Raw genomic sequence first — 23,581 nt, 5'->3', positions numbered from 1 at the left:
GATGGACCGACCAGTGGTCGTGCTGCGTCAGGTGTCGCCGTCCAGGGCGACTTCCGCCTCGACCACTCGGTCGCGCCCGGCGCGCTTGGCGCGGTACATCGCCGCATCCGCACGGCGCAGCAACGACGCCGCATCGACATCCTCCAGCGTGAAGGTGGCCAGCCCGATGCTGGCGGTCACCGCCAGGCCCGGGATCGCCAGGCCGTCGCCAGCCGCGCTGACTTGCGCGCGCATCTGCTCCAGGCGTCGGCGAGCGGCCTCGCCGCCAACGCCGGGCAGCAGCACGAGGAACTCCTCGCCCCCCATCCGGATCACGTCCGCAGGCGTACGCACCGCAGACGTCAGCATGGTGGCCACGGCCACCAGCACGCGGTCGCCGACCGCATGCCCGTGGATGTCGTTGATGCGCTTGAACAGGTCGATGTCGAGGAAGCCCACCGACAGCGCGCCCGCCCCGCCCCGCGCGTCGGCCATGTGCTGCTCGAGCCGCTTGAGGCCGGCGCGCCGGTTCGGCAGCCCGGTGAGCTCGTCGGTATCGGCCAGCGCGCGCATCTCGTCGCGCTGCCGACGCAGGTGGCCCAGGCGCAGGTTCAGCACGTAAGCGCTGACGGTGAGGAACCAGGTGATCGACAGCTGGATGGCTTCGACGCGGTACTCGATCAGCGCTGCGCTGTGGGCCAGATCCATGAGGATCATCGCCAGGAACGGCAGCACCGCGGCGATCGCCGCCAACGCATCCGCACGGCGGCGGCGCAGGTTCGCCAGTCCCAGCGCGAGGATCGCCGTGCAGCCCACCGCGAAGCCTGTGTCCATGCCCACCGCCAGCCGCGACAGCGCGCTCAGCGGCAGCCACAACGCGGCCACCGCGGTGGCGCAGACTGCGGCGGTCAGCCAGGGCAGCCAACGCTCCGTGGCTGGCCAGGCGCGCGCGGCGCCGACCAGCAGCCACATCACGTAGAGCAGCACCGGCAAGGCCAGGCACGAGAACGCGACCAGCCAGCGCGATTCCTGGTCACCGATCGGCAACCACGGTTCGGGATAGCCGCTCAGGCCACTGAGCACCGCCTGGCCCAACACGGTGAGCGTGCACAGCAGCGTGTAACCCAGGAACACGCGGTCGCGCGTGCTCAGGAAGCCCATCAAGGCCATGAAGGCCAGCGCGATCGCGATGGCCAGGCAGGACGTGCGTACCAGCAGGCGCGCGGTGTCGACCTGCTGCACCGGGCTGGGCGCGCCGATCCGCACGGTGGGGATCCAGCCGGGTTTCAGCGGCGTCGCCCATGCCACCTGGATCGGCTCGTGGTTGCCGGCCGGCGGCACCACCACCATGCCGACGCCGGCACGGAAACGGGAATCGCGCGTGCGCGCATCGTGCATCCGCCCGCAGATCTCGCGGTCGCCGTGGTGCACCCGGACTTCACCGGCGAAGATGTTGAAGACGTTGACCGCCTGCGGCGCGCCGGACCAGCCCTCGGGCGGCGCGGGAATCTCGACCCGTTCGGTCAGTTCGGCCTGCATCGCGGGCGTGCAGTGACGCTGAGGGGCTTGTTCGGACGTCGGTGCGCCGGCGACCAAGTAGTCCCGGCCGACCTGCGGGGCGGCGAAGGCCAGGCACGGCAGTGCACAGAGCAGCAGCAGCCACCCTGCGATCACGCCTCGTTGCCTCCCCCTTGCCTTCACGAACACTCCGGTACGTCGCCGCTTCCCGACATCCGGTGCGCTGGCTTGCGTCTACGAAATGCAACTTCCATGCCACTCGCCGGCGCCCCTGCGCCGGCATCCCGTCACTCCTGCCGCGGCGGTCCCTTGCGGTGCGGTTTGGCGGCAGGCTTGCCTGCTCCGAACGGTTTGCCGCCGGAGGGCCTGCCCTTGCCCGGACCACCGAACTTGCGCGGCGGCGCGGAACCCGGGCCGGCCCCGGCGCCCTCGCCGGGCTTGTGGATGCGAAGCTGCTGGCCGGACACCCAGACCTTCTTCAGGTGCATCAGCACCTCGCGCGGCATGCCTTCGGGCAGGTCCAGCGTGGTGTGGTCGTGCTGGATGTCGATCCGGCCGATGTAGCGGCTTTCCAGGCCTGCTTCGTTGGCGATGGCGCCGACGATGTTGGCGGGCTTCACGCCATGCGCGTGGCCCACTTCGATGCGATAGGTCTCCATCCCCACCTCCGGCGCACCGCGCGAGGGCTTGTCGGCACGCGGACGGTCGGTGTCCGGGCGTTCAATCTTCGAACGCTCCGGCTTGTCGAAGCTGCGCGCCGGCCGATCGCCAGCAGCGTCGTCATGGCGGCGCGGACGGTCGTCGCGCTCGCGGCGCGGGGCGTTGCCGTAGGTCTCGCTGCGGGTCGGGCGCGCCTCGCGCGGGGTGCGCTCCTGCGACAGCAGCAGTGGCGTGTCGCCCTGCACCAGCTGCGCCAGTGCGGCGGCGATGTCCACCGCCGGCACGTTCTGCTCGCGCTCGTAGCGCTCGATCAGCGCGCGGTACTCGCCCGCCTTGCCCGAGGCCAGGGTGTCGGTGATGCGGCCGAGGAACTTCTCCACGCGACGATCGTTCACCGCCTCCACGCTGGGCAGCTGCATTTCTTCGATCGGCTGGCGCGTGGCGCGCTCGATCGCGCGCAGCATGCCCTTCTCGCGCGGGGTCACGAACAGGATCGCATCACCCGTGCGGCCGGCACGGCCGGTACGGCCGATGCGGTGCACGTAGCTCTCGGTGTCGTACGGAATGTCGTAGTTCAGCACGTGGCTGATGCGCTCCACATCCAGCCCGCGCGCGGCCACGTCGGTGGCCACCAGGATGTCCAGCTTGCCATCCTTGAGCTGCTGGATGGTCTTCTCGCGCGCCGCCTGCTGCATGTCGCCGTTGATGGCCGCGGCGGCCAGCCCGCGCGCCTGCAGCTTGTCGGCCAGTTCCTCGGTCGCCGCCTTGGTGCGGGCGAAGACGATCATGCCGTCGAACGGTTCGACCTCCAGGATGCGGGTCAGCGCATCCAGCTTGTGCATGCCGCTGACCCACCAGTAACGCTGGCGGATGTTCGCCGAGGTGGTGGTCTTCGAGGCGATGTTCACCTCGACCGGCTCTTTCAGATAGGTCTGCGCGATGCGGCGGATCGCCGGCGGCATGGTCGCGGAGAACAGCGCCACCTGGCGCGTGTCCGGCGTTTTCTTCAGCACGGTCTCGACGTCGTCGATGAAGCCCATGCGCAGCATTTCGTCGGCTTCGTCCAGCACCAGCGTGGTCAGGCCGGACAGGTCCAGCGAACCGCGTTCGAGGTGGTCGATCACGCGGCCGGGCGTGCCGACGACGACGTGCACGCCGCGCTTCAGCGCCTGCAGCTGCGGGTAGTAGCTCTGGCCGCCGTAGATCGGCAGCACGTGGAAGCCGGGGATCTTCGCCGCGTATTTCTGGAACGCCTCGGCCACCTGGATCGCCAGTTCGCGCGTGGGCGCCAGCACCAGCGCCTGCGGGCTGCCGGCATTCAGATCGATGTTGGCCAGCACCGGCAGCGCGAACGCGGCGGTCTTGCCGGTACCGGTCTGCGCCGTGCCCAGCACGTCGCGGCCGGCCAGCATGGCCGGGATGGTCGCGGCCTGGATCGGCGACGGGCTTTCGTACCCCACCTCGGTGACCGCCGCCATGACGGGCGCGGGCAGGCCGAGATCGGCGAACAGCAGAGGGGCGGACGAGGGGGATTCGGTAGACATGCGGGAACTCCGGGGCGTCGCGGAGCCGCACGCCGAGCCGCATATTGTGCGCCTTGGGGGCCCTTCGTGTCGCGTTGCAGCGAAAACGGCGTGAAATCAGCCGTTGGGCGCTGCGGCGACCGCCACACCGGCCAGCCAGCGCAGCAGGGAATCCACGTCCTGTTCGGCGCTACCTGTAGCCGCTCCGCCGGTGCGCGTCGGATCGCTGGCCCATTGCGCGACCAGGGCAGCGCGGTCCCGCGTGCCGTCCATCAGGGGCAGCAGCGCGCGCGCGGCCGGCGACAGCTCCAGGCCCTCGTGCCAGAGGTCGGCGGCGTGGGGGCTGTCCGGCGCCTGCGCGGCGACCATGGCCCGTACGCCCGCATCCACGTGTGGCCGCTCCAGCGAGGTATGTCCGGGGACGGCCTGGCCCCGGATCCGGGCCACGCCCTTCACCACCAGCAACTGCAGCAGTTCGTCGGTTGCCGCTTCAACCCGCTCCCGCGGCAAGCGGTCCGGGCCGCGCTGGGCTTCGAACGCATGCGCGACCAGTTCATCCCGCGACACCGTCGCCGGCCAGCGGGCAGTGAGCAGGTCGAACGCGCATTTGGCCGCGCTCAGACCGGTGCCGATGCTGGTGCCGTCCTGCGTGCCGAATTGCTGCACCGAACCATCCTGTCGCGTCGCGCCGTCGCGGCATGGCATGCGAGCGGCGAAATGCAGCGCCTTCAGACGCGCGCGGTCCAGGACGAAGTCGCGCGTACCATGCGCCGCGCGCACCAGCAACGTCTGCCGGAACGCGCGGTTGATCGCAAAATCCAGGTACTGCTCCATCCGCACCTGGTCGTGGCCGAAGGCGCGCTGCAGCGGCTCGGCAATCTGCGCGCCGTAGTTCGCCGGCACCATCATCGAGGGCTGCGCTTCGGCCAGGTAATCCAGCCCGTGGCCGCGTGCGCGGGCGAGAAAATCCCGGAAATAGCACGGCCGGTTATCGGGCTCGAGGTACTCGTGCGCGATGTAGTGGTCGTTCGGATCACGCAGGTACTGCAGGTTCTCCTCCAGCACATGCGCCATCAGCCCGTTGCGCGGCGCCACTTGATGCAGGAACCCCACCATGGCACGCGCGTACGCCACCTGTTCTTGCGTGCTGTCGCGACCTTCGCTGTGCAGCAGCATCGCGTCACGCAGCATTTCCTTGGCCTTCCAGCCCGGGTACGTGTTGTAGCTGACGAACACCACGCCGTCCTCGGACAAGCATTGACTGCACACCCGAAGCATCTCGTCCTGGATCTCCGTCGGTACCCAGCTGTAGAGGCCGTGGCAGACGATGTAGTCGAACCGGCCCAGCGCCGCCACATCGAGCGCGGCCAGGTCGCCGGCCATCATCCGCATGTTCTGCAGGCCCATCCGGATCACCTGCGCACGCCCGGCTTCCACCTGCACCTCGGACAGGTCCAGGCAGACCGCCTGCCCCGCGGGATTGCGGACCGCAAACGGGATGACATTGCCGCCGGACGCCCCGCCCAGTTCGAGCACCCGCGCCGTGCGCGGGTCCGGTGCGGTGTGGCCGAACAGCCAGGCCACGGCGGCGAGGTGTTCGGGGGCGCACTGGGGGTAAGCGTACGACGCATAGGGAACGCTGTCGTAGCGCACGCGCACGTGGTCGAGGTGGGTCGTCATGATGGAGAGCGTCGAAGGCTGGCGGGAGCCCGTGACGGACCCGATGCCACATTTTCACATATCGGACGCACCGGCACGGACGAAGCGCGGAACCGGCTCGTACCGGTGCGGACGAGTCAGTGCAAACGGGCCTGTGATGTTTTTCCCGCCGTGGCGAATCACCCTCCTGACCGCACAATCGACCCGGTGCCGGAATGGAAACGACCCTCGCCATGACCTCCCCGACGGACACGGACGCCCGCGACGGCTTCCAGGCCCTGCTGCAGGCCCACCGCGGCATCGTCGCCAAGGTGGCCGGCACCTACGCCTGGCACCCGGACGACCGCGACGACCTGATGCAGGAGATCGCCACCCAGCTCTGGCGCGCGTGGCCCGGCTACGACCCGCAGCGCCCCGCCGCCACGTGGATGTACCGGATCGCCTTGAACGTGGCGATTTCCTACGTGCGCAGCCGTACCCGTGGCGTCCAGCCGGATACGTGGAACGAGGCCCACCACGACCTCGTGGACCCGCATGCGCACGACCACGAGGGCCGCCAGCAGGTCGACCTGCTGTACCGCTTCATCCACGCGCAACCGCCGCTCGACCGCGCCTTGCTGCTGCTTTACCTGGAGGACCGCAGCTACCGCGAGATCGCCGACGTGCTCGGCCTGAGCGAGACCAACGTGGCCACCAAGATCAGCCGGCTGAAGCAGCGCGTCCGCAACGAACTCTGACCTGACGACGACAGGAACCTCCTCATGGAACTCGATGATCTGAAAGCGGCCTGGCAGAGGCTGGGCGACCGCCTTGAGCGGCAGGAAGCCATCCAGTGGCAACTGCTGCGCGACCGCAAGCTGGACCGGGTGCGCGCCAGCGTGCGTCCACTGTTCTGGGGACAGGCGCTGCAGGCTGCGCTGGGTATCGGCCTGCTGGTGCTGGGCGTGGCCTGTTGGGGTCGCAACACGGGCGTACCCGGCCTGTTCGCCACCGGTATCGCCCTGCACGCCTTCGGCGTGATCACCCTGGTGATGGCCTTCATCACCATGAGCCTGATCGGCACCATGGACTACACCGCCCCGGTGCTGAAGATCCAGAAGCGGTTCGCCCTGCTGCGCCGTTTCCATGCAATCAACGCAACCGTCTGCGGCGCACCGTGGTGGATCATGTGGGTGCTGGTGGTGGTGGGTTTCGCCGGCCTCGGCGACGTCGATCCGGCGGCCGGCACGCCCGCATGGATCAGCTACAGCCTGCTGCTGGGTCTGGCAGGCTTCCTGGGCACGGTGGCGATCGTGTTCTGGCGGCGCGCACGCCGGCCATCGACGGCCGCCGGCTGGGAGGAAAGCGAGGGCATCCGCCGCGCCCGCGCCCAGTTGGAAGAGATTGCGCGCTTCGAACGCGAGTGAACGGGCGCTGCCTTACACTGCCCGCATGCAGACCATCGACTTCGATCTCGACCGCGACCACGTGGAACTCAACCAACTGTTGAAGCTGGTCGGCCTCGCCGACAGCGGCGGCCAGGGCAAGGCCCTCGTCGCCAGCGGCGAGGTGACCGTCGATGGCGAAGTGGAACTGCGCAAGACCGCGAAGATCCGCGCCGGCCAGGTCGTCCGCCTCGGCGATGCGGAGATCCGGGTGGTGGGCATCGAAGGCTGACCCGCCCTCCCCGCGTGTCGATGCCCCGTTCTCACACGAAGCCTCGCTCTACTCACACTAAGACTCGGCGTTGGGTCTTTTTCCCTCGCGCGTGAGTGAAAAAGTCTCGCTCTACTCACACCAAGACTCGGCGTTGGGTCTTTTTCCCTCGCGCGTGAGTGAAAAAGTCTCGCTCTACTCACACAAAGACTCGGCGTCGAGTCTTTTTCCCTCGCGCGTGAGTAAAAAAGTCTCGCTCTACTCACATTAAGACTCGGCGTCGAGTCTTTTTCCCTCGCGCGTGAGTAAAAAAGTCTCGCTCTACTCACACTAAGACTCGGCGTTGAGTCTTTTTATCTCGCGCTCGAGTTAAAAAGCCTCGTCCAGGCGCTCGTCAGTCGGCGGTGCCGGCTTCCGGCGGCGGCGCGGCGTTCGCGTCGTCCGGCGCCTCCGGCACGGTTTCCACGTCCGCCATGCGATCGAACTCCGACAGCGGGCTGTCGGCCGGGCACTTCGCGTCGGGGAACCGGAACTGCTCGCGCAGCTTCAGGCCGCAGGACTGCATTTCGTCCAGGCCGGCGCCGGCGGTCTTGCATTCGGTATCGAAGCTGCGCATGAAAGCGTCGCGGCGCATCACGAAATCCTCGCCACAGCGGCGCATCAGCTGCAGGCGGTCGAGGTCGTCCTGTGCGGCGTTGGTGCCGTCCAGGCCGTATTCCTGCAGTTCGTCCTTGCTGAGCAGGCGCAGCCTACGGTTCGGCACGGTCATCATCAGGTCGGCCACGGCCACCGCCACGCCGTTGCGCGACAGATAGTCCTTCACCCGGTCGTAGACGCCGCGCAGTTCCTCGTTGAGTTCGCTGCGGGTGGTGGCGGTGGAACTCATGCGGATGATCCGGTGCACGCCGACCTTGCCGGAGATCATGCGGTTGTCGCCCGCACCCAGTACGAACACGCAGGCGCTGTGGCAGACCGAGCCTTCGCGCACCCAGATGGTCCAGCCGTTGGCGCCGATCGCGTCGCCGGCGCGGATGGCGTCCTCCACCTGCCCGCCGGCCGAGTCCAGGTCCAGGATGCGCTTGTGGATGCCCATGCGGTCGGCGATGTCGGCCACGCGGGTGACCAGATCGGTGAAATCGGCCGCGATCTTGCCCTGGTAGCGCAGGCGCAGCACGCCACCCTTCTGGCACGGCGACAAGGCGTCGACCACGCTGAAGAAGGCCAGCGATTCCAGCGGCATGCCATCGCCGTCCTCGGTGGTGTAGTCGGCCTGGCAGCTGACGTACGCCGTGCCCGAGGTCACCTTGGCGGTCGGCCATTCGGTGGGCAGGCCGTCGCCGGACTTCCTGGATTCAGTGGAGACCGGGCCGGTGGACACCGCCCCGTCGCCGCGTTCGGCCTGCTGTGCGGGCGTGTCTTTCGGCGCTTCGACCGGCGCCTGCGCCAGCGCGTCGGGCGCGACGTCCTGCGAGCCCACACGGCAGCCCGACAGCATCAGGGCGGCCAGCAGCAACAGGGGCATCAGGGGGGAGATACGGGACAGCATCCGGTCGGTCGCACAACGCCCGCGCGCCTGCGCGCGGATCTGAGGGGGTTCGCCCCTAGTCTAGTGTGAATCGGATACGCCAGCCCTGCCCTGCGATGAACCTGGGGCGCACGTCCTTACAGCAGCGCCCACAGCACCTGCAGCAGGCCCCATAGCGAGACCGCCCACACGACCGTGCGCAGATAGGGCACGCCGGCGGCATACAGCGGCACGTAGACCAGGCGCGCCCAGAAATAGCACTGCGCACCCAGCGCGGTGGTGGCATCGCCGCGTTCCAGCACGACCACCGCGAGCACGGCGGCAGCGAAGAACGGGAAGGTCTCCAGGAAGTTGCGCAGCGCGCGATCCACCCGCGCCGCCACGCCGGTCACCGGCGGCAGCACCGCATCGCGCGCGCCCACGTTCCACTTCAGGCCGCGCTGGTGCGTGGTCAGCGCCGCACCCAGCAGCACGTGCACCAGGCCCAGGGCGACGGACCAGGCCAGCATCTTCAGTTCGATCGGCATCGCGGACGCTCCAGTGAAGGGTCCGCGGAATATAAGCCCCGCTGCCGCATCCGCGCGCCGGCCTCATCTGCGCACGGCGGTGCAATCGAGGTGTGAACGGGGATGGGAAGGTGGGCCCCGCCACCGTCACCCCGGATTACCGCTCATGCCGGACACTCCCCACGACATCGATCTGCAACGACGGCAGCTGATGCTGGCCGGCGCGGCCATCACCGGCGCGGCGTTCCTGCCGCTGGCCGCGTGCAGCCGCAGCGAGGCGCCCGCTTCCGCCGCATCGCCGCTTCCTCCCCCTTCCTCCACCCTCGAGAGAACCGCCATGGGCCTGTTCACCACCAAAGACGACGTGCAGATCTATTTCAAGGACTGGGGCCCGAAGGACGGCCCCGTCGTCACGCTCAGCCACGGCTGGCCGCTGAACGCGGACAGCTGGGAATCGCAGGCCTACCACCTGGCGGCCAACGGCTTCCGCGTGATCGCGCATGATCGCCGCGGCCACGGGCGCTCCAGCCAGCCGTGGGACGGCAACGACATGGACCACTATGCCGACGACCTGGCGCAGCTGATCGAACACCTGGACCTGAAGGACATCACGATGTTCGGCTTCTCCACCGGCGGTGGCGAAGTGGCGCGCTACATCGGACGCCATGGCACGAAGCGGGTGAAGAAGGCCGGCCTGGTCTCCGCCGTGCCGCCGTTGATGGTGAAGACGGAGGCCAATCCCGGCGGCCTGCCGATCGACGTGTTCGACGGCATTCGTGCCGGGCTGCTTGCCAACCGCTCGCAGCTGTTCAAGGACATCCCCACCGGTCCCTTCTTCGGCTACAACCGGCCCGGCGCGAAGCCGTCGCAGGGCGTCATCGATGCGTGGTGGTTGCAGGGCATGACGGGCGGGCACAAGAACACGTACGACAGCATCAAGGCGTTCTCGGAAACCGACTTCACCGAGGACCTGAAGAAGTTCGACGTGCCGACCATCATCATCCACGGCGACGACGACCAGATCGTGCCGATCGACGCCGCCGCGCGCGCCTCGGCCAAGCTGGTGAAGAACAGCCAGTTGGTGGTCTACCCCGGTGCACCGCACGGCATCACCGACACGCACAAGGACAAGCTCAACGCCGACATGCTGGCGTTCGCCAAGAGCTGACCGCCGCACCGCACCGGCGCGCATGAGTGCGCGCCGGTTCTGCCAACCCCGTTCACCCATTGCACGGGCCGCTTGCGGGCCGGCGGCGATTTCGGTATCACGGTGCCCGGGGCGTCGGCCCCGCAGGGGAAGGCATTGGCAATACACCAGGACCTACGGCGTCCCATGCAATGGGCACAGCGCTTTGCGGCTGCCTTGGCGTGGGTGATGGCGGCCGGGTTCACCTTGGTGAACATGGACAGCGGCCATTTCGTCGACGACAGCGTGCCGGTGGTCGGCGTGCTGGTGGCCATCGCCACCTGGCGCAGCGAACAGCGTCAAGTGCGCGTCGCGGTGGCGGGGCTGCTGTCGGTGCTGTTCCTCGTGCATGCCTGGCAGTTCCACGCCCTCGGCAGCTGCCTGGTGCTGGCGGCCACCACGATCATCGCGTGGGCACGGCTGTGGCGCGGCTACTGGCCTGAATTCATCATGCGGGTATTCGCCGCGGCCCTACTGTTGCTGGCGGTGCAACCGGTGCTGGGCGCCTTGCAGCCGGCCAGCGCGCCGGCCGAAATCGGCTGGTCGCTGGCGCTGTCGGCACTGGCGATGTTCCTGCTGGTCTACACGCCGTCGCTGCGTGCAGGACGGGCGCTGGATACCAGCACGGAGCTGGTCGCGTTCGTGCTCGCCTTCAGTGTGGTGGCGCTGGTGGGCTGGCACGCCCCGGGCAGTCTGGTCGGCCGGATGGGCGTGGCGTACACGCCGATGCGACCCATCTCGACGCTGACCCTGGCCCTGCTCGCCATGGCCTTGCTGCTGCGGCAGCGCGACCAGGAACGCGCGGCCTGGACCCTGATGGGCATCGTGGCCATGCCGCTGGTGCTGACCCTGCTGCAGACGGTCGCCGGCATCACCACACCGTTGAACGCGCTGCTCCATGCCTGGGGTTGGTTGCCGCGCGCCACCTCGCCCATGATTGGGGGCTATACCGATTACGGCGTGCTGACCACCTGGCTGGCGGTGGCGCTGTTGCCGGAGCCGTTGCAGCGGTGGGAGAACGCGCGGTGGGGCATCGTGCGTGGCCTGGGCATCGCGATGGCCTCGGTGGCCGGCATGGCCGCCCTGGGCCTGCTGATCCAGCTGCCGTACCACCGGGAAGGCATGTCGATGTACCAGATCTCGCTGACCGCCACCGCCCAGCTCGGCGCGATGGGGCTGGCGCTGGCGGTGGCGGGCGAGAATTCGTTGCGCGAGCGCCTGTTCGGCGTGCTGCCGATGGCCGCAGCGTTGGTGTTGGGCGGCATGTTCTGGCTGGCGGCCACCGCCGATCGCGACGCGATGGCGCGGCGGGTGATGGAAACGCAGACCGCCAGCGCATCGGCGACCTTCCAGCGTGGCGTCGAACTGCGTCGCAGCGCATTGCGGCAGCTGTCGTCCTCGTTGGTGGCCGCGCGCCCCGATGCGGCCGAAGACTTGTTCAACCGCCACGTAGCCGACATGGTGAAAACGTACGCCGCCTTCCGCGTGGTGCGCAGCGTCGGCGATGCCGGCGAATTCCGCTGGATGGCACCGGGCTTCGATGCGCCGGCGGCGCCCTCGCCGCCGCTGCCTGTCGCCGACGAGGGCCACCTGCTGCCGGTGCCGGGCGGCTGGTGGCTGACCGTCGACAACGGCGGTCGCCGCACGCAGGCCTTCATCGCGCTGGACGATTTCATCCGCACGCTCAACAAGGCGGTCTTCTCCGACCGCCCCGTGCGCGCCACGGCCGACGGCATGCCCACCGTCGAGCAGGGCGAGCCGATCGGCGAACCCTTGTCGTTGCAGACCGTGGCCCTGCCCGGCCACGAGGTGGAACTCGCGCTGTGGGCACCGCCGGCGCTGACCTCGTTCGCGCTGCCGCGCGCGCTCGTCGTCGGCGGCCTGAGCAGCGGCCTGCTGATCGCATTCGTGCTGTTCCTGCTGGATCTGTCGCGTCGCCGCTCCACCGAGGCGGCGGAAACCGCGCGTTCGCTGCTGACCGAAACCGAGCGCCGGCTCGACGCACAGCGCCGGCTCAACGAAGCCGCCGCGATGGACAACGCCACCGGCCTGCCGCGCTTCTCCGCGCAGGCCACGCTGATCACCGAGCAGATCGCCGCGCAGACGCCATCGGGCCACGGCCTGGCCATCGTCGACCTGGACGGCTTCGGCATGGTCAACGATTCGTTCGGCCACGACGGCGGCGACGAAGTGCTGCGCCGCATGGGCCAGCGCATCTCCGGCGCCTGCGGCGAACACGGCCGCGTCTACCGCTACGGCGGCGAAGGCTTCCTGGTGCACTTCCCGGATACGGACATCGACCAGCTCAGCCACTGGGCCGAAGAGATCCGTCGCGCGGTGGGGCAACCCATCGCGCTGTATTCCACCCATCCCTCGTTCACCGTCACCGCCAGCATCGGCCTGGCGCATGCGCCGGAGCACGGCACCGACCTGCAGGGCCTGTTGCGCAGCGCGGACGACGCGCGCCACCTGGCCAAGCGCGCCGGCCGCAACCAGGTGCGCCTGCCTTCCGCCGGTGCGCTGCAGGAAGCCAACGACCGTCTCAGCCGCGTCACCGCGCTGCGCGAAGCGGTCGCGCGCGGCCAATTGCGGTTGGTGTATCAACCCGTCGTCGACGGCGGGACACTGCAGCTCAACGGCTTCGAGGCGCTGGCGCGCTGGCGGCATCCGGCGTGGGGTGACGTGCCTCCATCGGTGTTCATCCCGCTGGCCGAAAGCGCGGGCCTGATGGAAGACATCGGCCACTTCGTGCTGGAACAGGCCTGCCAGCAACTCGCACGCTGGCGCGCGATGGGCCTGCGCACGCTGAGCATGGCGGTGAACCTGTCGCCCAGCCAGCTCGGCCAGCCGACACTGGCGCCGTGGATCGCCGACTGCCTGCAACGGCATGCGTTGCCGGCGAACGCGTTGACGCTGGAACTCACCGAGAGCGTGCTGGTGGAGGACATGGGCGCGGCGCAGCAGATGCTGCAGGCATTGCACGCGCTGGGCGTGCGCCTGGCGCTGGACGACTTCGGCACCGGCTACTCCAGCATGGCCTACCTGCAGCGCCTGCCGCTGGACATCATCAAGATCGACCGCAGCTTCGTGGACGGCATCGCCGCCGAAAGCACGGATCGCGCCATCGCGCGCACGATCCTCGTGCTGGCGCACGAAATGGGCCTGCGCACGATCGCCGAGGGCGTGGAAACGGCCGAGCAGATGAGCGCATTGCAGCAGATGCGCTGCGACGAGATGCAGGGCTACTTCTTCGGTCGTCCGATGGAGGTCGACGAAGCCACCACCCTCGCCCGCGGCCAACTGCGGCAGGCGATGGGCTGACGGACAGCCGCGCTATCCCGCGCGCAACTGCGCCATGAACGCGCGCCCGGCGGGCCCCGGCGGGGTGTCCTTCCGCCACACCGCGCGCATCGGCATCTGCGCGTACCGCGGATCGGCGTCGGCGATGCGCAGGCGTTTCAGGCGGCCGGCCGCGAGATCCTCTTCGACGATGTGCAGCGGCATGTGGCCCCAGCCCAGGCCTGCGCGCAGGAACGCATGTTTCGCGCCGAGATCGGCCAATCGCCAGGTCAACGGCGACTGCACCGCGAAATCACGACCGGCGGTCAGCGGCGTACGGTCGGTGAGCACCAGCTGCACGTGTTTCGCCGCGGTCTTTGCCGGCACGGTGCCGCGCAGGCCGGCCATCGCATGCGTGGGCGCGGCGACGGTGACGAAGGGCACCGACAGCAGCGGTTCCGCCACCACGTCGTCAGGCAGCTCGGGCAGCGAGCCCACCACGCCGATCCGGCAAGTACCGTCGAGCACGGGCTGGATCACGCCGCCCAGCACTTCCACGTACAACCGCAGCGGCGTGTGCGGGAACGCGCGGCCGCTGTGCGCCGCGGCACGCGTCAGCGCGTCCATCGGGAACATCACGTCCACCGCGACCGACAGTTCAGGCTCCAGCCCTTCGGCCACGCTGCGCGCACGCGCCTTGAAGGTGTCCATGTGTTCGGCGACCGCACGCGCTTCGAGCAGCAGCAAGCGACCGGCTTCGGTCAGCTGCGGGTAGCGGCTGCTGCGATCGAACAGGGTGACGCCGAGTTGCAGTTCGAGGTTGGCCAGTGTCTGGCTGACCACCGATTGGGCGCGCCGAAGCTTGCGGCCTGCGGCGGAAAAGCTGCCCTGTTCGGCGGCGGCGATGAAGGTGCGGAGCTGGTCGAGCGTGACGGCATCGAGCATGTATCGCTCCAGACGATGGATATCATCGAAATATATAGGCTTCCGGGATGTGTCGCTACGGCCTAACCTGCGCCCCGTACCCGCTGTACCCACCACCCCATTCCCCGGAGTCCACCATGTCCACCGTTACCGTCACCCCGACCACCACCCGCGTTCCCGCCCTGCGTGGCGCTGCCGACCTCGTCGGCCGCAGCCTGCTCGCCTCTCTCTTCATCATCTCCGGCCTCGGCAAGCTCGCCGCCTACGCCGGTACCGCCGGCTACATGGCGTCCGTCGGCGTCCCTGGCGCATTGCTGCCGCTGGTCATCGCGCTGGAAGTGCTGGGCGGCCTGGCGATCGTCGCCGGCTACAAGACCCGCATCGTCGCCAGCCTGCTGGCGGTGTTCTCGATCGCCAGCGCGGTGCTGTTCCACAGCAACCTGGGCGACCAGATCCAGCAGATCATGTTCCTGAAGAACTTCGCCCTGGCCGGCGGCTTCATCACCCTGGCCGCCCGCGGCGCCGGCGGCTGGAGCATCGACAACCGCTGAAGCCCGCATGCTTCACGGACCACGAGGAACGCCGGCGCACGCCGGCGTTCTTTATTTCCGCATGTGCCCGCACGCGGGTACAAGCCGGCACGGATGCCGCATGCCAGCGTGCACGCTGTCCCTTCGCGGAACGTCGCATGCGCGCTCGCCTCCTGCTCGTTCTCGGTCTTGCCGCCATGTCGGTCGCCGGATCGTCCCTTGCGGCGGAGGCCGGTCGCCTGCCGGTGACGCCGTTCGCCACGCTCCCTTCCGATGCGCGACATCCGGAGAGCCTGGACGTCGATCCGGCGACCGGCGAGGTCTACGTCGGCACCTTCGATGCACGCGTGCCGGAGTCCGCACGCAACAATCAGCTGCTGCGCTTCGCCGCCGACGGTCGCCTGCTGGCGCAGCGCCGCTTCGGGCCCACGCCGCTCACCGGCGTCGCCTTCCGCGACGGCCATGTCTATGTGCTGAATTTCGGCGCGTCGAAGCTGCAACGCTTGCCGGCACGTTTCGATACGGACAGCGCCATCGAAGACGTCGCCACCTTCGCGGCGCTGTCGCCGGCGGCACCGCCCGCCCGGCGCATCGACAATCCCGATGGTAGCCACGACACGATCACGTTCGGCTCGCAGGGTTTCCCGGCCATCAACGGCATGGTGTTCGACCGCGCCGGCACGCTGTACGTGTCCGATTCGTTCCAGGGCGCGATCTATCGCATCGCGAACGCTACCGCCTGCCGCCCGTGCACGGTAGACGTGTTCGCGCGTGATCCGTTGCTGGGCACCACCGGTCCGCTGCCGTTCGGTGCGAACGGCATGGCGTTCAACGCCGACGAATCGATCCTTTACATCAACAACGCCGGCGACGGTCGCCTGCTACGCAAGCGGATGCCCGAGGGTGCGATCGAAGTGCTCGCGGACGGCGTCTACGGTGCCGACGGCCTGCTGTTCCATGCCGGCCTGCTGTGGGTGTCGGCCAACCAGATCGACACGCTGGTGGCACTGGACGAGCGTGGCCGCGTCCGCCATCGTGCCGGCGACTTCCTCGGGGTGGACGACCAGGGCGCACCCCTCGGGCTGCTGTTTCCCGCGGCCAGCGGCGTGCAGGGGCGCCGCATGATTGTGGCCAATCTGGCCCTGCCGCTCACCGCCGCCGTCGGCGATGAGTGGGAAGAGGACGTCACCCGCTGGAACCTCATGCAGTTCGATCTTCCCGATCCGCCGCCGCCTGCCCACTGAGGAACATCCCATGCTCAACATCACCCCGTTCGGTTGGTTCCATACCGCGATCAGCCTGGTCTCGCTGTTCGGCGGCCTGTACGCGCTGCTGCGCTACCACGACATCCGCTATGCGACGCCGCTGGGCAAGACGTACACCTGGTTCACCGTCGCGACCTGCCTGACCAGCTTCTTCCTGATGCGCACCGGCAAGCTTAGCGAAGCGCATGGCCTGACGGTGCTGACGCTGATCGTGCTGGCGGTGGCGCTCCTGCTCGGCCGCAACGCCGTGTTGGGATCGTGGCGCCACGTGGCGGCGTCGCTGGCGTTCACGCTGACCGTGTATTTCCACTTCATTCCCGGCTTCACCGAAACGCTGACCCGCGTGCCGATCGGCGCACCGCTGGTATCCGGTCCGCAGGATCCACTGCTGCAGAAGCTGGTGGGCGGCACCTTCCTGGTGTTCCTCGTCGGCATGGCGCTGCAGGTGCGGGCGTTGCGCCGCGGACGCACGACGTTGGCCCAGCCCGCGACCTGAGCCGCAGACGCGGCCATGCTGACCGCGTTGCCCACCCTGGACGCGCTGCTGGATACGCACGCCGCGGCACTGGGCGCCGACGCCATCGGATACCGCCACCACGCCTACCGGGTGGCGAACTTCTACTGGTTGCTCGCGCCCGGCGACGCGGATGCGCTTGAAAAACTGAGTATCGTCCTCGCCTTCCACGATCTCGGGATCTGGACGGCCGGCACGTTCGACTATCTGCCGCCGTCGCGCCAGCTGGCGTGCGCGCACCTTCAGGCTAACGGCCGCGAAGCCTGGCGCGACGAGATCGACGCGATGATCAATGCCCACCACCGGATCCGCACGCTGCCCGCCGACACGCAGGCGAGCGTGGAGGCCTTTCGTCGTGCGGACTGGATCGATGTCAGCCGCGGCGTGCGCCGTTTCGGACTGCCCCGCGCTGCGGTACGCGAGGTGATCGCCGCGTTCCCGAATGCGGGTTTCCACCGGCGCTTGGCGATGCTGACGCTGCAGCAATGGCGGCGGCATCCGCTGGATCCGCTGCCGATGATGCGCTGGTGAGGCGATAGGCCTGCCATCCCGACGAACGGTCATTGACTAATATAGTTAGGACTCCTAACTTACGTGCCATGATCGATACTCCCTTCCAACGCAGGCAGGCGACGCGTGGCCTGGAACAGCTGGCCCACTTGGTGCGCGCCCAATCGTGGCGCCAGGACGGCACGCCCTCGCTGCCGCCCACGCAGGCCGCGGTGCTGCGGATGCTGCAGGGCGTGCAGGACGGCCTGCGTGCCCGCCAGATCGCCGAGCGCCTGGGCGTGTCACCGGCAAGCCTCAGCGACTCCTTGAAGGCGCTGGAAGGCAAGCAATGGATCCGCCGTACGCCCGACCCCGACGATGCGCGCGCCGCGCGCGTGAAGCTGACCTCGGCCGGTTCGCGCCTGGCCAGCCAGTTGCAGCGCCCAGACCAGGGCATGGGATCGCTGGTCGAATCACTGGGCGACGCCGATCTCGCCGCACTGCTGCGCGTCACCCAACTGCTCGTCAACGAAGCGCAGGAACACGGCTTGGCCACCGGTCTGCGGACCTGCCTGGGCTGTGAGTTCTTCCGGCCGTTCGCCTCGGGCGAACGCGGTGCCCCGCACGTCTGCGCATTTGTCGACAAGCCCTTCGGCGATGCCGAACTGCGGGTGGACTGCGCGGAGCAGCGGCCCGCGGACGACGACATCCGCCGCGGAAGCGTGCTTCGCTTCCGCCAACCGACTCCGCCGTAGCGGAAAAAGAAGGACGGCGCCCGACTGCCATCGGACACCGCCCTGTACCTCCCACCCACCCTAGCGAGAGCAAGCAAGAGGAATTTCATTATGCGCCAGAACACCCCCCGACGATTCGCGTTGGCCGCCGCACTCGCGCTGGCCATCGGCGGTGTGCACGCCCACGACGGCAAGGCCCACACCGGCGGCATCCCATTAGCCGCCAACCAGGCGGTGACCGCCGATTTCGACATCGTCCACACCAAGATCACCACGGACAAGAACATCGCCACGTTCCACATGGCCGTGTCCGGCAAGGCCGGCAAGAGCACGCCGGCCGCCACCGGCAAGCTGGCCGGCAGCGATGTGTTCTCCTACGTGTGGCCGACCACCATCGATCCGTACGAAGTCGGCTTCGAGAAAGGCGCCGGCATCCTGGCGATGGCGGTCACCGCCCACCCCGACTTCGACGACACGCCGCTGTACGACGAGAACGGCGACGGCAAGCGCGACAACGATGGCAACCTGTGGCACAGCCATTGGGTCGTGCTGAAGCCGAACGAGACCTGCGGCCCGGGTGCGCTCGCCGTGGTTGATATCCCCGAAGGCAGCAAGCCGCGGTTGCCGAAGACTTGGCCGGGCTTCCCCATCCTGCTCGACAGCCCGGGCTGGAGTCCCACGCTCAATGCCGAAACGGTGGAAGTGAAGGTGCCGTTCGACGACATCGGCGTGGTCACCGCCGGCAGCTTCGACGGCGTCACTGCCGGCCTGCGCGTCAATGCCAGCGTGCATGCGCCGCTGCTGTGCGTGGTGGACGTGTTCAAGGTCGCCTCCAGCAACCTGAGCCTGCCCGGCAAGCCGAACAAGTAAGCCCATCCCCCGTCGCGCCGGTCCACGCCGGACCGGCTGCGACCCTCAGAGATACTCCCCATGACCGCCCTTGATCGCCCGGCGCCACTTTGGCAGGTGGACCGCTGGTTCAACACGTCCCGTCCCTTGTCGCTGGAAGCGCTGCGCGGCAAGGTCATCGTGCTGGAGGCCTTCCAGATGCTGTGCCCGGGCTGCGTGTCGCACGGCCTGCCGCAGTCGTCGCGCGTGCACGCGACGTTCCCTGCGGATCAGGTCGCCGTCGTCGGCCTGCACACCGTGTTCGAACACCACGCGGCGATGACGCCGGTGGCCTTGGAAGCCTTCCTGCACGAGTACCGCATCGCCTTCCCTGTCGGCGTGGACCGCCCCGGCACGCACGGCCCCGTCGCGCAGACGATGGACGCCTACGCCATGCGGGGTACCCCGACACTGGTGCTGATCGATGCGCAAGGCCGGATCCGCCACCAGCATTTCGGCCAGGTCAGCGACCTGATGCTGGGCGCGCAGATCGCGGCGCTGGTGCATGAGGCGGAGATGGTTACGCAGGCAACGAAATCTGCACTCAGTACGGAACCGGGATGTGGCCGGGAAGGCTGCGCCCTGCCTGCCTGAGGAGGGTGGCCGCTACCGCCTGTCGGCCGCGTTGGAACTGACACAGGGGCTTCACGGCGCGTTCGCGCCACTCAGGTTTGGATAGCGCCATGCACCGCACACCCGCCCCGTTCCCGCTGCTGCACCGCCTGGCCTTCATGGGCCTCGGCGTCTCGCTGGCGGTGCTCGGCAGCGCGTTGTTTCCCTGAGCGACGCTAGCGTGATGGTGCGTGCGGATCAAGATCCGCTGCCCACGCCAGTGCCTTCGCACGCTCCTCCTGCGCGAACGTACGCACCTCGGTAGTCGGCAAGAGATGCGCGGCGAATTCGGTGGCCGCCACCAGCCAGCGCTTGTCGGTGACGATGGCCGCGCGCGCGAAGCGACCGAATTCGCCCAGCTTCGATGCCGCATAGCGCAGGTCCTTCCCGATCGCCTCCAGCGACACACCCTGCATGTCGCTGAGGTCGCTCAGCACGGCAATGCGCGGAAACTGCGCCAGCCGCGCCTCCAGGTCGGCGATGCAGGCGTCGTAGTCCTCGCCGCTGAGCTGGCCGGTGAACCGGTACGCGGCCACATACGGCGGACTGGTCAGGGTTTCGATCATGCAGACACTCCCTCGTGCGGAAGCGGCGACCATAGCCGCCGCTGCACATCAGGGTGTCAACAGGGCTTCACGAAGCTGGATCGCGGGCCACGTCGCGCCCCATCACCATTTCGATCACGCGCGCCGAACCGCCTTCATGGAATCCGGTCTGCGGCGCGAAGTCGCGCGGGTTGTGGAACGTGCCGAATAGCAGGTCGAACACGGGCAGCTCCGAATAGTTCTGCCGATGCAGGCCACGCGCATGGTGCCAGGAATGCATCTCCGGCCGTTCGACGAACCAGCCCAGCCAGCGCGGTGTGCGCACGTTGGTATGGGTCAGCATCGCCAGCAACGTGGCCGACAGCAGCGCCGCCGTCGTGGCTTGCGGACTGAGGCCGACGATCACCGTCAGCGCGAGGCTGCCGACCGCCGTCCAACCCAGCGTGTCGAGCGGACTGAACCAGAACGCACTGAACGTATCCAGGCGTTCCGTGCTGTGGTGAAGTTGGTGACCGAAGCGCCACAGCCAGTCGTTGCCGTGGATCGCGCGGTGCCATGCGTACGCACAGGCCTGGTAGACCAACAGGCCGACCAGCCCGCCGATTGGCCACCAGAGATGACTCAGGTCGAACAGCTGCAGCGGCAGCAGGAACTGCGTCCACAGCAGCGGCAGGTATGAGGACAGCAGGAAGTAGAACACCGTCGCCAGCAGGCCGCGCGTGCGCCAGCGCGCGATGCGCGGCAAGGCGCGGGCGGGAGCGATCGCTTCCCACAGCATCAGCGCGGCATACATGCCGAAGAAGGCGAAGGACAGCGGATGAAGCAGGAGTTCGAGGGGCGTTGGCATGGCGGCGACGGCTCTGGTCTACTACGGGGGAGGCGGCACGATAGGGGCTGCCGCGCCCTGACACCGCAGCCATTTCCGCCGCCAACCTGACATTTCCGTCATGCCGCGCCGCGAACGCCCCACCATCGCCCTGCTCGCCACCCACGGCGCCGCCGCTTCGGTGCTGTACGGCATGTACGACCTGTTCCATTCGGCCGGGCGCGACTGGCCGCCGATGATCGGCCTGCCGCCGGGCGAATCGGTGTTCCGGCCGTTGTTGGCCGCCCGCGACACCGCGCCGTTGAACGTCGTGAACGGCATCGTGGTCACCCCGGAAATCGCCCTGCGCGACCTGCCCGCGCCCGACTTCATCTGCATTCCGGACCTGGCCATCTATCCCGGCGACATCGCGCTGCACGGCTACGAGGAAGAAGCGCGCTGGCTGCGCGATTGCCATGCGCGTGGCAGCGTGATCGCCGCCGCCTGCACCGGGGCGATGCTGCTCGCCGAAACCGGTCTGCTCGATGGCCACGATGCCACCACGCACTGGGCCTATTGCGACGCGCTCGCCGCGCGCCATCCCCGCGTCCGCGTGCATCCGCAGCGCGTGGTCGTCACCGCCGGACCCGACCAGCGGCTGGTCATGGGGGGCGGCGGCTCCAGCTGGCACGACCTGGCGCTGTACCTGATCGCACGCGTGGCGGGCATCGAGTGTGCGATGCAGACCGCGCGCGTGTTCCTGATCGACTGGCACCAGACCGGCCAGCAACCGTTCGCAAGCCTGGCACGCACGCGGACGACGTCGGACGCGGCGGTCGCGCACGCGCAGGTGTGGATCGCGCAGCACTACGACGCGCCCTCGCCCGTCGCCGGCATGTTGCAGGCCAGCGGTCTGGCCGAGCGCACGTTCGCCCGCCGCTTCCAGCAGGCGACCGGGCTGTCGCCGCTGGACTACGTGCATACGCTGCGCCTGGAAGAAGCCAAGCAGCAACTCGAAGCCGGCGACGACGTCGTCGAAGCCATCGCGCAGGCGGTCGGCTACGAGGATGCGGCGTACTTCAGCCGGTTGTTCCGCCGCAAGGTGGGGCTGTCGCCCGCGCAGTACCGCCGGCGCTTCGGCGGCATGCGGCGGATGCTGCAGCGAGCGGGGGCTCAGTAGAACGCGACGCCCGGCCGCAGCACGCCGTGGAAGAAGGCCAGCAACGCCAGCGCCGCGATGAGCAAGGCACCCAGTGTCACGCGTCCGACTACCCGCGGCGTGGCCGCGCGGGCCTGCGCGGCGCCCGCGAGCATCCACAGCACGCCGGGTACGGTCACCAGGACCGGCAGCAGCACCACTTCCAGCCATTCGCGCGGCACGCGGTAGGGAAGCACCGCCACCATTCCCAGCAGCGCAGGGAGCACGATCCACCCGCCGACATGCCGCATGCGGGCGCGTGGCGTACCGGCATCCTCGGCCAGCGCCAGCGCCGGGGGCAGCAACGCCAGCGCCACGCACGGCATCGCCACCAGCGCGAGCACCGCGAGGAGGGACTTGGTGGCCATGGACAGCTGCAGATAATCCATCGCCATGCCGACATCGCTGCCACCGCTCAGGGCGCCGATCACGACCTGCGGCAATGCCATCAGCAGGCCGCAGAACGCCAGCCAGACCAGCGCCATGCGCCGCACCGGCGTGCGCCCCGCTCCGCGGCGTGCCGCCCACAGACAGGCCAGCCCCATCACGGCCGTCGCCAACGCGCCCGTGCCCTGGAACAGCGCTGCCAGCGGGTGTTCGCCTTCCCAGCGGTGGTTGTTGTGGAACAGCGTGGGCATCAGCCCTGGCGTCAGTGCCTTCGGCAGCACCAGGAAGACTTCCTGCACGAAGAACGTCAGGTTGAACGCCAGCACGTAGAGCAACAGGGAACCGAACAGGGCGCGCCAAGGAAAAGGTGCCGCCGCCACATGGTTGCGGGTGGTTCGCGCGCGCCAGGCATTCCGCAACAGCCAAGCCAGCGGTAGCGCCAGCGCAACGAGGGCCGACGCCCACAGCAACCCCGCCATGTGCGTCATGCGGCCGCCTCCGCGCCCTGGCGGCGCAGCGACCAGAAGCCGATGTCGCGCCGCACGCGGTAACCGAGGCGTTCGTACAACCCCAGCGCGCGCGGATTCTCGTAGCTGACGTGCAGGAACGGTTGCCGCCCGTGCGCGAGGGTGTCGTTGGTCAGCCACGTAGTGAGCTGGCGCGCGTAGCCGTGGCCGTTGAACTCCGGGTGCGTGCAGATCGCGCTCATCTCGCGATGGCCCTCGTCGCCGAGGCGCTCGCCGATCATCGCGGCCAGGCGACCGTCGCGGTAGATGCCGAAGTAGCGGCCCATGTCCATCGTCCGCGCGCGGAAGTAGTGCGGATACACCAGCGCCGTCAGCGCCAGCACATCGGCGCGCTGCGCTTCGCCCAGCGGCACGATGTCCGGGCCGTCCATCGGCGCGAGCGGTGCATCGCAGACCATCTGTGCGAGCGGACGAAAGCCTTTCAGCTGCCACCCCGCCGGCAAGACGGGGGCGATCCCCAGCAGATACACCGACTCCCCCGACGCCACCAGCCGGTCGAGCGCATCGTCCACGCGCGCATCGCTCGCGGGCACGCCCAGGAAGGGTGCGTAGTCGGCCGGGTAGCGCGCGACATCGCCGGCACGCAGGGCGATGCCGCGGTGGATCGAATCGAGGGCGGACCAGAACGGGTTGTCGAGGGACGTCGTCATCGGCATGCACGCGGGAAGAACCCCGATTATCCATGCACCGGGC

At 68.7% G+C, this 23,581-nt stretch carries 23 protein-coding genes; 13 read left to right on the top strand and 10 right to left on the bottom strand.

Going from position 1 to position 23,581, the window contains the following annotated elements:
* Nucleotides 1–27 precede the first annotated feature (27 nt).
* The 3 genes from AC23D6_RS06055 to AC23D6_RS06045 form a co-directional block, all read right to left on the bottom strand.
* Nucleotides 28–1,653, bottom strand: a complete 1,626-nt coding sequence (locus AC23D6_RS06055) for a GGDEF domain-containing protein (RefSeq protein WP_487751882.1) — start codon at nt 1,651–1,653, stop codon at nt 28–30.
* Nucleotides 1,654–1,784: 131 nt separating this feature from the next.
* Nucleotides 1,785–3,701, bottom strand: coding sequence for a DEAD/DEAH box helicase (locus tag AC23D6_RS06050; RefSeq protein ID WP_487751881.1), 1,917 nt, complete (start codon nt 3,699–3,701; stop codon nt 1,785–1,787).
* 96 nt (nt 3,702–3,797) lie between these two features.
* The gene (locus AC23D6_RS06045; RefSeq protein WP_487751880.1) at nt 3,798–5,360 is read right to left on the bottom strand and encodes a methyltransferase regulatory domain-containing protein; all 1,563 of its coding nucleotides are present in this window, start codon (nt 5,358–5,360) and stop codon (nt 3,798–3,800) included.
* Between the two features lie 212 nt (nt 5,361–5,572).
* On the opposite strand from AC23D6_RS06045, the gene AC23D6_RS06040 reads away from it, so the two are divergent.
* From AC23D6_RS06040 to AC23D6_RS06030, 3 genes are read left to right on the top strand one after another with little or no spacing between them, the layout of a single operon-like run.
* A complete protein-coding gene (locus AC23D6_RS06040) occupies nt 5,573–6,076 on the top strand; it encodes an RNA polymerase sigma factor (RefSeq protein ID WP_487751879.1) in 504 nt (167 codons plus the stop codon).
* Between the two features lie 24 nt (nt 6,077–6,100).
* The gene (locus AC23D6_RS06035) at nt 6,101–6,745 is read left to right on the top strand and encodes a hypothetical protein (protein ID WP_487751878.1); all 645 of its coding nucleotides are present in this window, start codon (nt 6,101–6,103) and stop codon (nt 6,743–6,745) included.
* A gap of 25 nt (nt 6,746–6,770) precedes the next feature.
* Nucleotides 6,771–6,995, top strand: coding sequence for an RNA-binding S4 domain-containing protein (locus AC23D6_RS06030; protein ID WP_487751877.1), 225 nt, complete (start codon nt 6,771–6,773; stop codon nt 6,993–6,995).
* A 373-nt stretch (nt 6,996–7,368) separates the two neighbouring features.
* Here AC23D6_RS06030 and AC23D6_RS06025 read toward each other — a convergent pair whose 3' ends face one another.
* Nucleotides 7,369–8,520, bottom strand: coding sequence for a COG3904 family protein (locus tag AC23D6_RS06025; protein WP_487751876.1), 1,152 nt, complete (start codon nt 8,518–8,520; stop codon nt 7,369–7,371).
* A 116-nt stretch (nt 8,521–8,636) separates the two neighbouring features.
* Nucleotides 8,637–9,026, bottom strand: a complete 390-nt coding sequence (locus AC23D6_RS06020; protein WP_487751875.1) for an MAPEG family protein — start codon at nt 9,024–9,026, stop codon at nt 8,637–8,639.
* 190 nt (nt 9,027–9,216) lie between these two features.
* On the opposite strand from AC23D6_RS06020, the gene AC23D6_RS06015 reads away from it, so the two are divergent.
* Together AC23D6_RS06015 and AC23D6_RS06010 are read left to right on the top strand one after the other, a co-directional pair.
* Complete coding sequence (locus AC23D6_RS06015) at nt 9,217–10,173, top strand: alpha/beta fold hydrolase (protein WP_487752579.1); 957 nt, start codon at nt 9,217–9,219, stop codon at nt 10,171–10,173.
* 165 nt (nt 10,174–10,338) lie between these two features.
* The gene (locus tag AC23D6_RS06010) at nt 10,339–13,512 is read left to right on the top strand and encodes a putative bifunctional diguanylate cyclase/phosphodiesterase (protein WP_487751874.1); all 3,174 of its coding nucleotides are present in this window, start codon (nt 10,339–10,341) and stop codon (nt 13,510–13,512) included.
* Nucleotides 13,513–13,524: 12 nt separating this feature from the next.
* Here the strand turns inward: AC23D6_RS06010 and AC23D6_RS06005 are convergent, their stop codons facing one another.
* Complete coding sequence (locus tag AC23D6_RS06005) at nt 13,525–14,415, bottom strand: LysR family transcriptional regulator (protein ID WP_487751873.1); 891 nt, start codon at nt 14,413–14,415, stop codon at nt 13,525–13,527.
* Between the two features lie 116 nt (nt 14,416–14,531).
* Between AC23D6_RS06005 and AC23D6_RS06000 the strand changes: the two genes are divergently transcribed.
* From AC23D6_RS06000 to AC23D6_RS05970, 7 genes are all read left to right on the top strand, one after another.
* Nucleotides 14,532–14,945 carry a DoxX family protein gene (locus tag AC23D6_RS06000; RefSeq protein ID WP_487751872.1) on the top strand — a complete coding sequence of 138 codons (414 nt, stop codon included), beginning with the start codon at nt 14,532–14,534 and terminating at the stop codon, nt 14,943–14,945.
* A 137-nt stretch (nt 14,946–15,082) separates the two neighbouring features.
* On the top strand, nt 15,083–16,168 hold the full coding sequence (locus AC23D6_RS05995) for an SMP-30/gluconolactonase/LRE family protein (RefSeq protein ID WP_487751871.1): 1,086 nt from the start codon (nt 15,083–15,085) through the stop codon (nt 16,166–16,168).
* Nucleotides 16,169–16,178: 10 nt separating this feature from the next.
* Nucleotides 16,179–16,685, top strand: coding sequence for a hypothetical protein (locus tag AC23D6_RS05990; protein WP_487751870.1), 507 nt, complete (start codon nt 16,179–16,181; stop codon nt 16,683–16,685).
* A gap of 15 nt (nt 16,686–16,700) precedes the next feature.
* Complete coding sequence (locus AC23D6_RS05985) at nt 16,701–17,234, top strand: hypothetical protein (RefSeq protein ID WP_487751869.1); 534 nt, start codon at nt 16,701–16,703, stop codon at nt 17,232–17,234.
* A gap of 68 nt (nt 17,235–17,302) precedes the next feature.
* Nucleotides 17,303–17,947, top strand: a complete 645-nt coding sequence (locus AC23D6_RS05980; RefSeq protein ID WP_487751868.1) for a MarR family winged helix-turn-helix transcriptional regulator — start codon at nt 17,303–17,305, stop codon at nt 17,945–17,947.
* A 90-nt stretch (nt 17,948–18,037) separates the two neighbouring features.
* Nucleotides 18,038–18,796 (top strand): hypothetical protein, encoded by a 759-nt coding sequence (locus tag AC23D6_RS05975; RefSeq protein WP_487751867.1) that lies wholly within the window; start codon nt 18,038–18,040, stop codon nt 18,794–18,796.
* A gap of 60 nt (nt 18,797–18,856) precedes the next feature.
* The gene (locus tag AC23D6_RS05970; RefSeq protein ID WP_487751866.1) at nt 18,857–19,408 is read left to right on the top strand and encodes a redoxin domain-containing protein; all 552 of its coding nucleotides are present in this window, start codon (nt 18,857–18,859) and stop codon (nt 19,406–19,408) included.
* Nucleotides 19,409–19,602: 194 nt separating this feature from the next.
* Here the strand turns inward: AC23D6_RS05970 and AC23D6_RS05965 are convergent, their stop codons facing one another.
* Together AC23D6_RS05965 and AC23D6_RS05960 are read right to left on the bottom strand one after the other, a co-directional pair.
* Nucleotides 19,603–19,992: a SpoIIAA family protein gene (locus AC23D6_RS05965; RefSeq protein ID WP_487751865.1), complete on the bottom strand. Its 390-nt coding sequence runs from the start codon at nt 19,990–19,992 to the stop codon at nt 19,603–19,605.
* Nucleotides 19,993–20,059: 67 nt separating this feature from the next.
* The gene (locus AC23D6_RS05960; RefSeq protein WP_487751864.1) at nt 20,060–20,818 is read right to left on the bottom strand and encodes a sterol desaturase family protein; all 759 of its coding nucleotides are present in this window, start codon (nt 20,816–20,818) and stop codon (nt 20,060–20,062) included.
* 100 nt (nt 20,819–20,918) lie between these two features.
* Between AC23D6_RS05960 and AC23D6_RS05955 the strand changes: the two genes are divergently transcribed.
* Complete coding sequence (locus AC23D6_RS05955) at nt 20,919–21,956, top strand: GlxA family transcriptional regulator (protein ID WP_487751863.1); 1,038 nt, start codon at nt 20,919–20,921, stop codon at nt 21,954–21,956.
* Here AC23D6_RS05955 and AC23D6_RS05950 read toward each other — a convergent pair.
* Together AC23D6_RS05950 and AC23D6_RS05945 are read right to left on the bottom strand one after the other, a co-directional pair.
* On the bottom strand, nt 21,950–22,849 hold the full coding sequence (locus AC23D6_RS05950; protein ID WP_487751862.1) for a hypothetical protein: 900 nt from the start codon (nt 22,847–22,849) through the stop codon (nt 21,950–21,952). The two genes, AC23D6_RS05955 and AC23D6_RS05950, sit on opposite strands and share 7 nt — an antisense overlap.
* Nucleotides 22,846–23,538: a GNAT family N-acetyltransferase gene (locus AC23D6_RS05945; protein ID WP_487751861.1), complete on the bottom strand. Its 693-nt coding sequence runs from the start codon at nt 23,536–23,538 to the stop codon at nt 22,846–22,848. The genes AC23D6_RS05950 and AC23D6_RS05945 overlap by 4 nt, the downstream gene beginning before the upstream one ends.
* Between the last annotated feature and the right edge of the window lie 43 nt (nt 23,539–23,581).

It is taken from the genome of Pseudoxanthomonas sp. G3 (assembly GCF_057654715.1).
Note: the sequence above shows the minus strand (reverse complement) of the source record. Positions and strands in the feature narration are given on the sequence as shown.

Bases quoted from the DNA above. Each gene is read 5' to 3' on its own strand.
- AC23D6_RS06000 (WP_487751872.1), top strand. From the start codon at position 14,532: ATGTCCACCGTTACCGTCACCCCGACCACCACCCGCGTTCCCGCCCTG.
- AC23D6_RS05990 (WP_487751870.1), top strand. From the start codon at position 16,179: ATGCTCAACATCACCCCGTTCGGTTGGTTCCATACCGCGATCAGCCTG.
- AC23D6_RS06020 (WP_487751875.1), bottom strand. From the start codon at position 9,026: ATGCCGATCGAACTGAAGATGCTGGCCTGGTCCGTCGCCCTGGGCCTG.
- AC23D6_RS06015 (WP_487752579.1), top strand. From the start codon at position 9,217: ATGCTGGCCGGCGCGGCCATCACCGGCGCGGCGTTCCTGCCGCTGGCC.
- AC23D6_RS05950 (WP_487751862.1), bottom strand. From the start codon at position 22,849: ATGACGCACATGGCGGGGTTGCTGTGGGCGTCGGCCCTCGTTGCGCTG.
- AC23D6_RS06035 (WP_487751878.1), top strand. From the start codon at position 6,101: ATGGAACTCGATGATCTGAAAGCGGCCTGGCAGAGGCTGGGCGACCGC.
- AC23D6_RS05985 (WP_487751869.1), top strand. From the start codon at position 16,701: ATGCTGACCGCGTTGCCCACCCTGGACGCGCTGCTGGATACGCACGCC.
- AC23D6_RS06050 (WP_487751881.1), bottom strand. From the start codon at position 3,701: ATGTCTACCGAATCCCCCTCGTCCGCCCCTCTGCTGTTCGCCGATCTC.
- AC23D6_RS06045 (WP_487751880.1), bottom strand. From the start codon at position 5,360: ATGACGACCCACCTCGACCACGTGCGCGTGCGCTACGACAGCGTTCCC.
- AC23D6_RS06030 (WP_487751877.1), top strand. From the start codon at position 6,771: ATGCAGACCATCGACTTCGATCTCGACCGCGACCACGTGGAACTCAAC.
- AC23D6_RS05995 (WP_487751871.1), top strand. From the start codon at position 15,083: ATGCGCGCTCGCCTCCTGCTCGTTCTCGGTCTTGCCGCCATGTCGGTC.
- AC23D6_RS05975 (WP_487751867.1), top strand. From the start codon at position 18,038: ATGCGCCAGAACACCCCCCGACGATTCGCGTTGGCCGCCGCACTCGCG.
- AC23D6_RS05970 (WP_487751866.1), top strand. From the start codon at position 18,857: ATGACCGCCCTTGATCGCCCGGCGCCACTTTGGCAGGTGGACCGCTGG.
- AC23D6_RS05960 (WP_487751864.1), bottom strand. From the start codon at position 20,818: ATGCCAACGCCCCTCGAACTCCTGCTTCATCCGCTGTCCTTCGCCTTC.
- AC23D6_RS06025 (WP_487751876.1), bottom strand. From the start codon at position 8,520: ATGCTGTCCCGTATCTCCCCCCTGATGCCCCTGTTGCTGCTGGCCGCC.
- AC23D6_RS05965 (WP_487751865.1), bottom strand. From the start codon at position 19,992: ATGATCGAAACCCTGACCAGTCCGCCGTATGTGGCCGCGTACCGGTTC.
- AC23D6_RS06010 (WP_487751874.1), top strand. From the start codon at position 10,339: ATGCAATGGGCACAGCGCTTTGCGGCTGCCTTGGCGTGGGTGATGGCG.
- AC23D6_RS06040 (WP_487751879.1), top strand. From the start codon at position 5,573: ATGACCTCCCCGACGGACACGGACGCCCGCGACGGCTTCCAGGCCCTG.
- AC23D6_RS06005 (WP_487751873.1), bottom strand. From the start codon at position 14,415: ATGCTCGATGCCGTCACGCTCGACCAGCTCCGCACCTTCATCGCCGCC.
- AC23D6_RS05945 (WP_487751861.1), bottom strand. From the start codon at position 23,538: ATGACGACGTCCCTCGACAACCCGTTCTGGTCCGCCCTCGATTCGATC.
- AC23D6_RS05980 (WP_487751868.1), top strand. From the start codon at position 17,303: ATGATCGATACTCCCTTCCAACGCAGGCAGGCGACGCGTGGCCTGGAA.
- AC23D6_RS05955 (WP_487751863.1), top strand. From the start codon at position 20,919: ATGCCGCGCCGCGAACGCCCCACCATCGCCCTGCTCGCCACCCACGGC.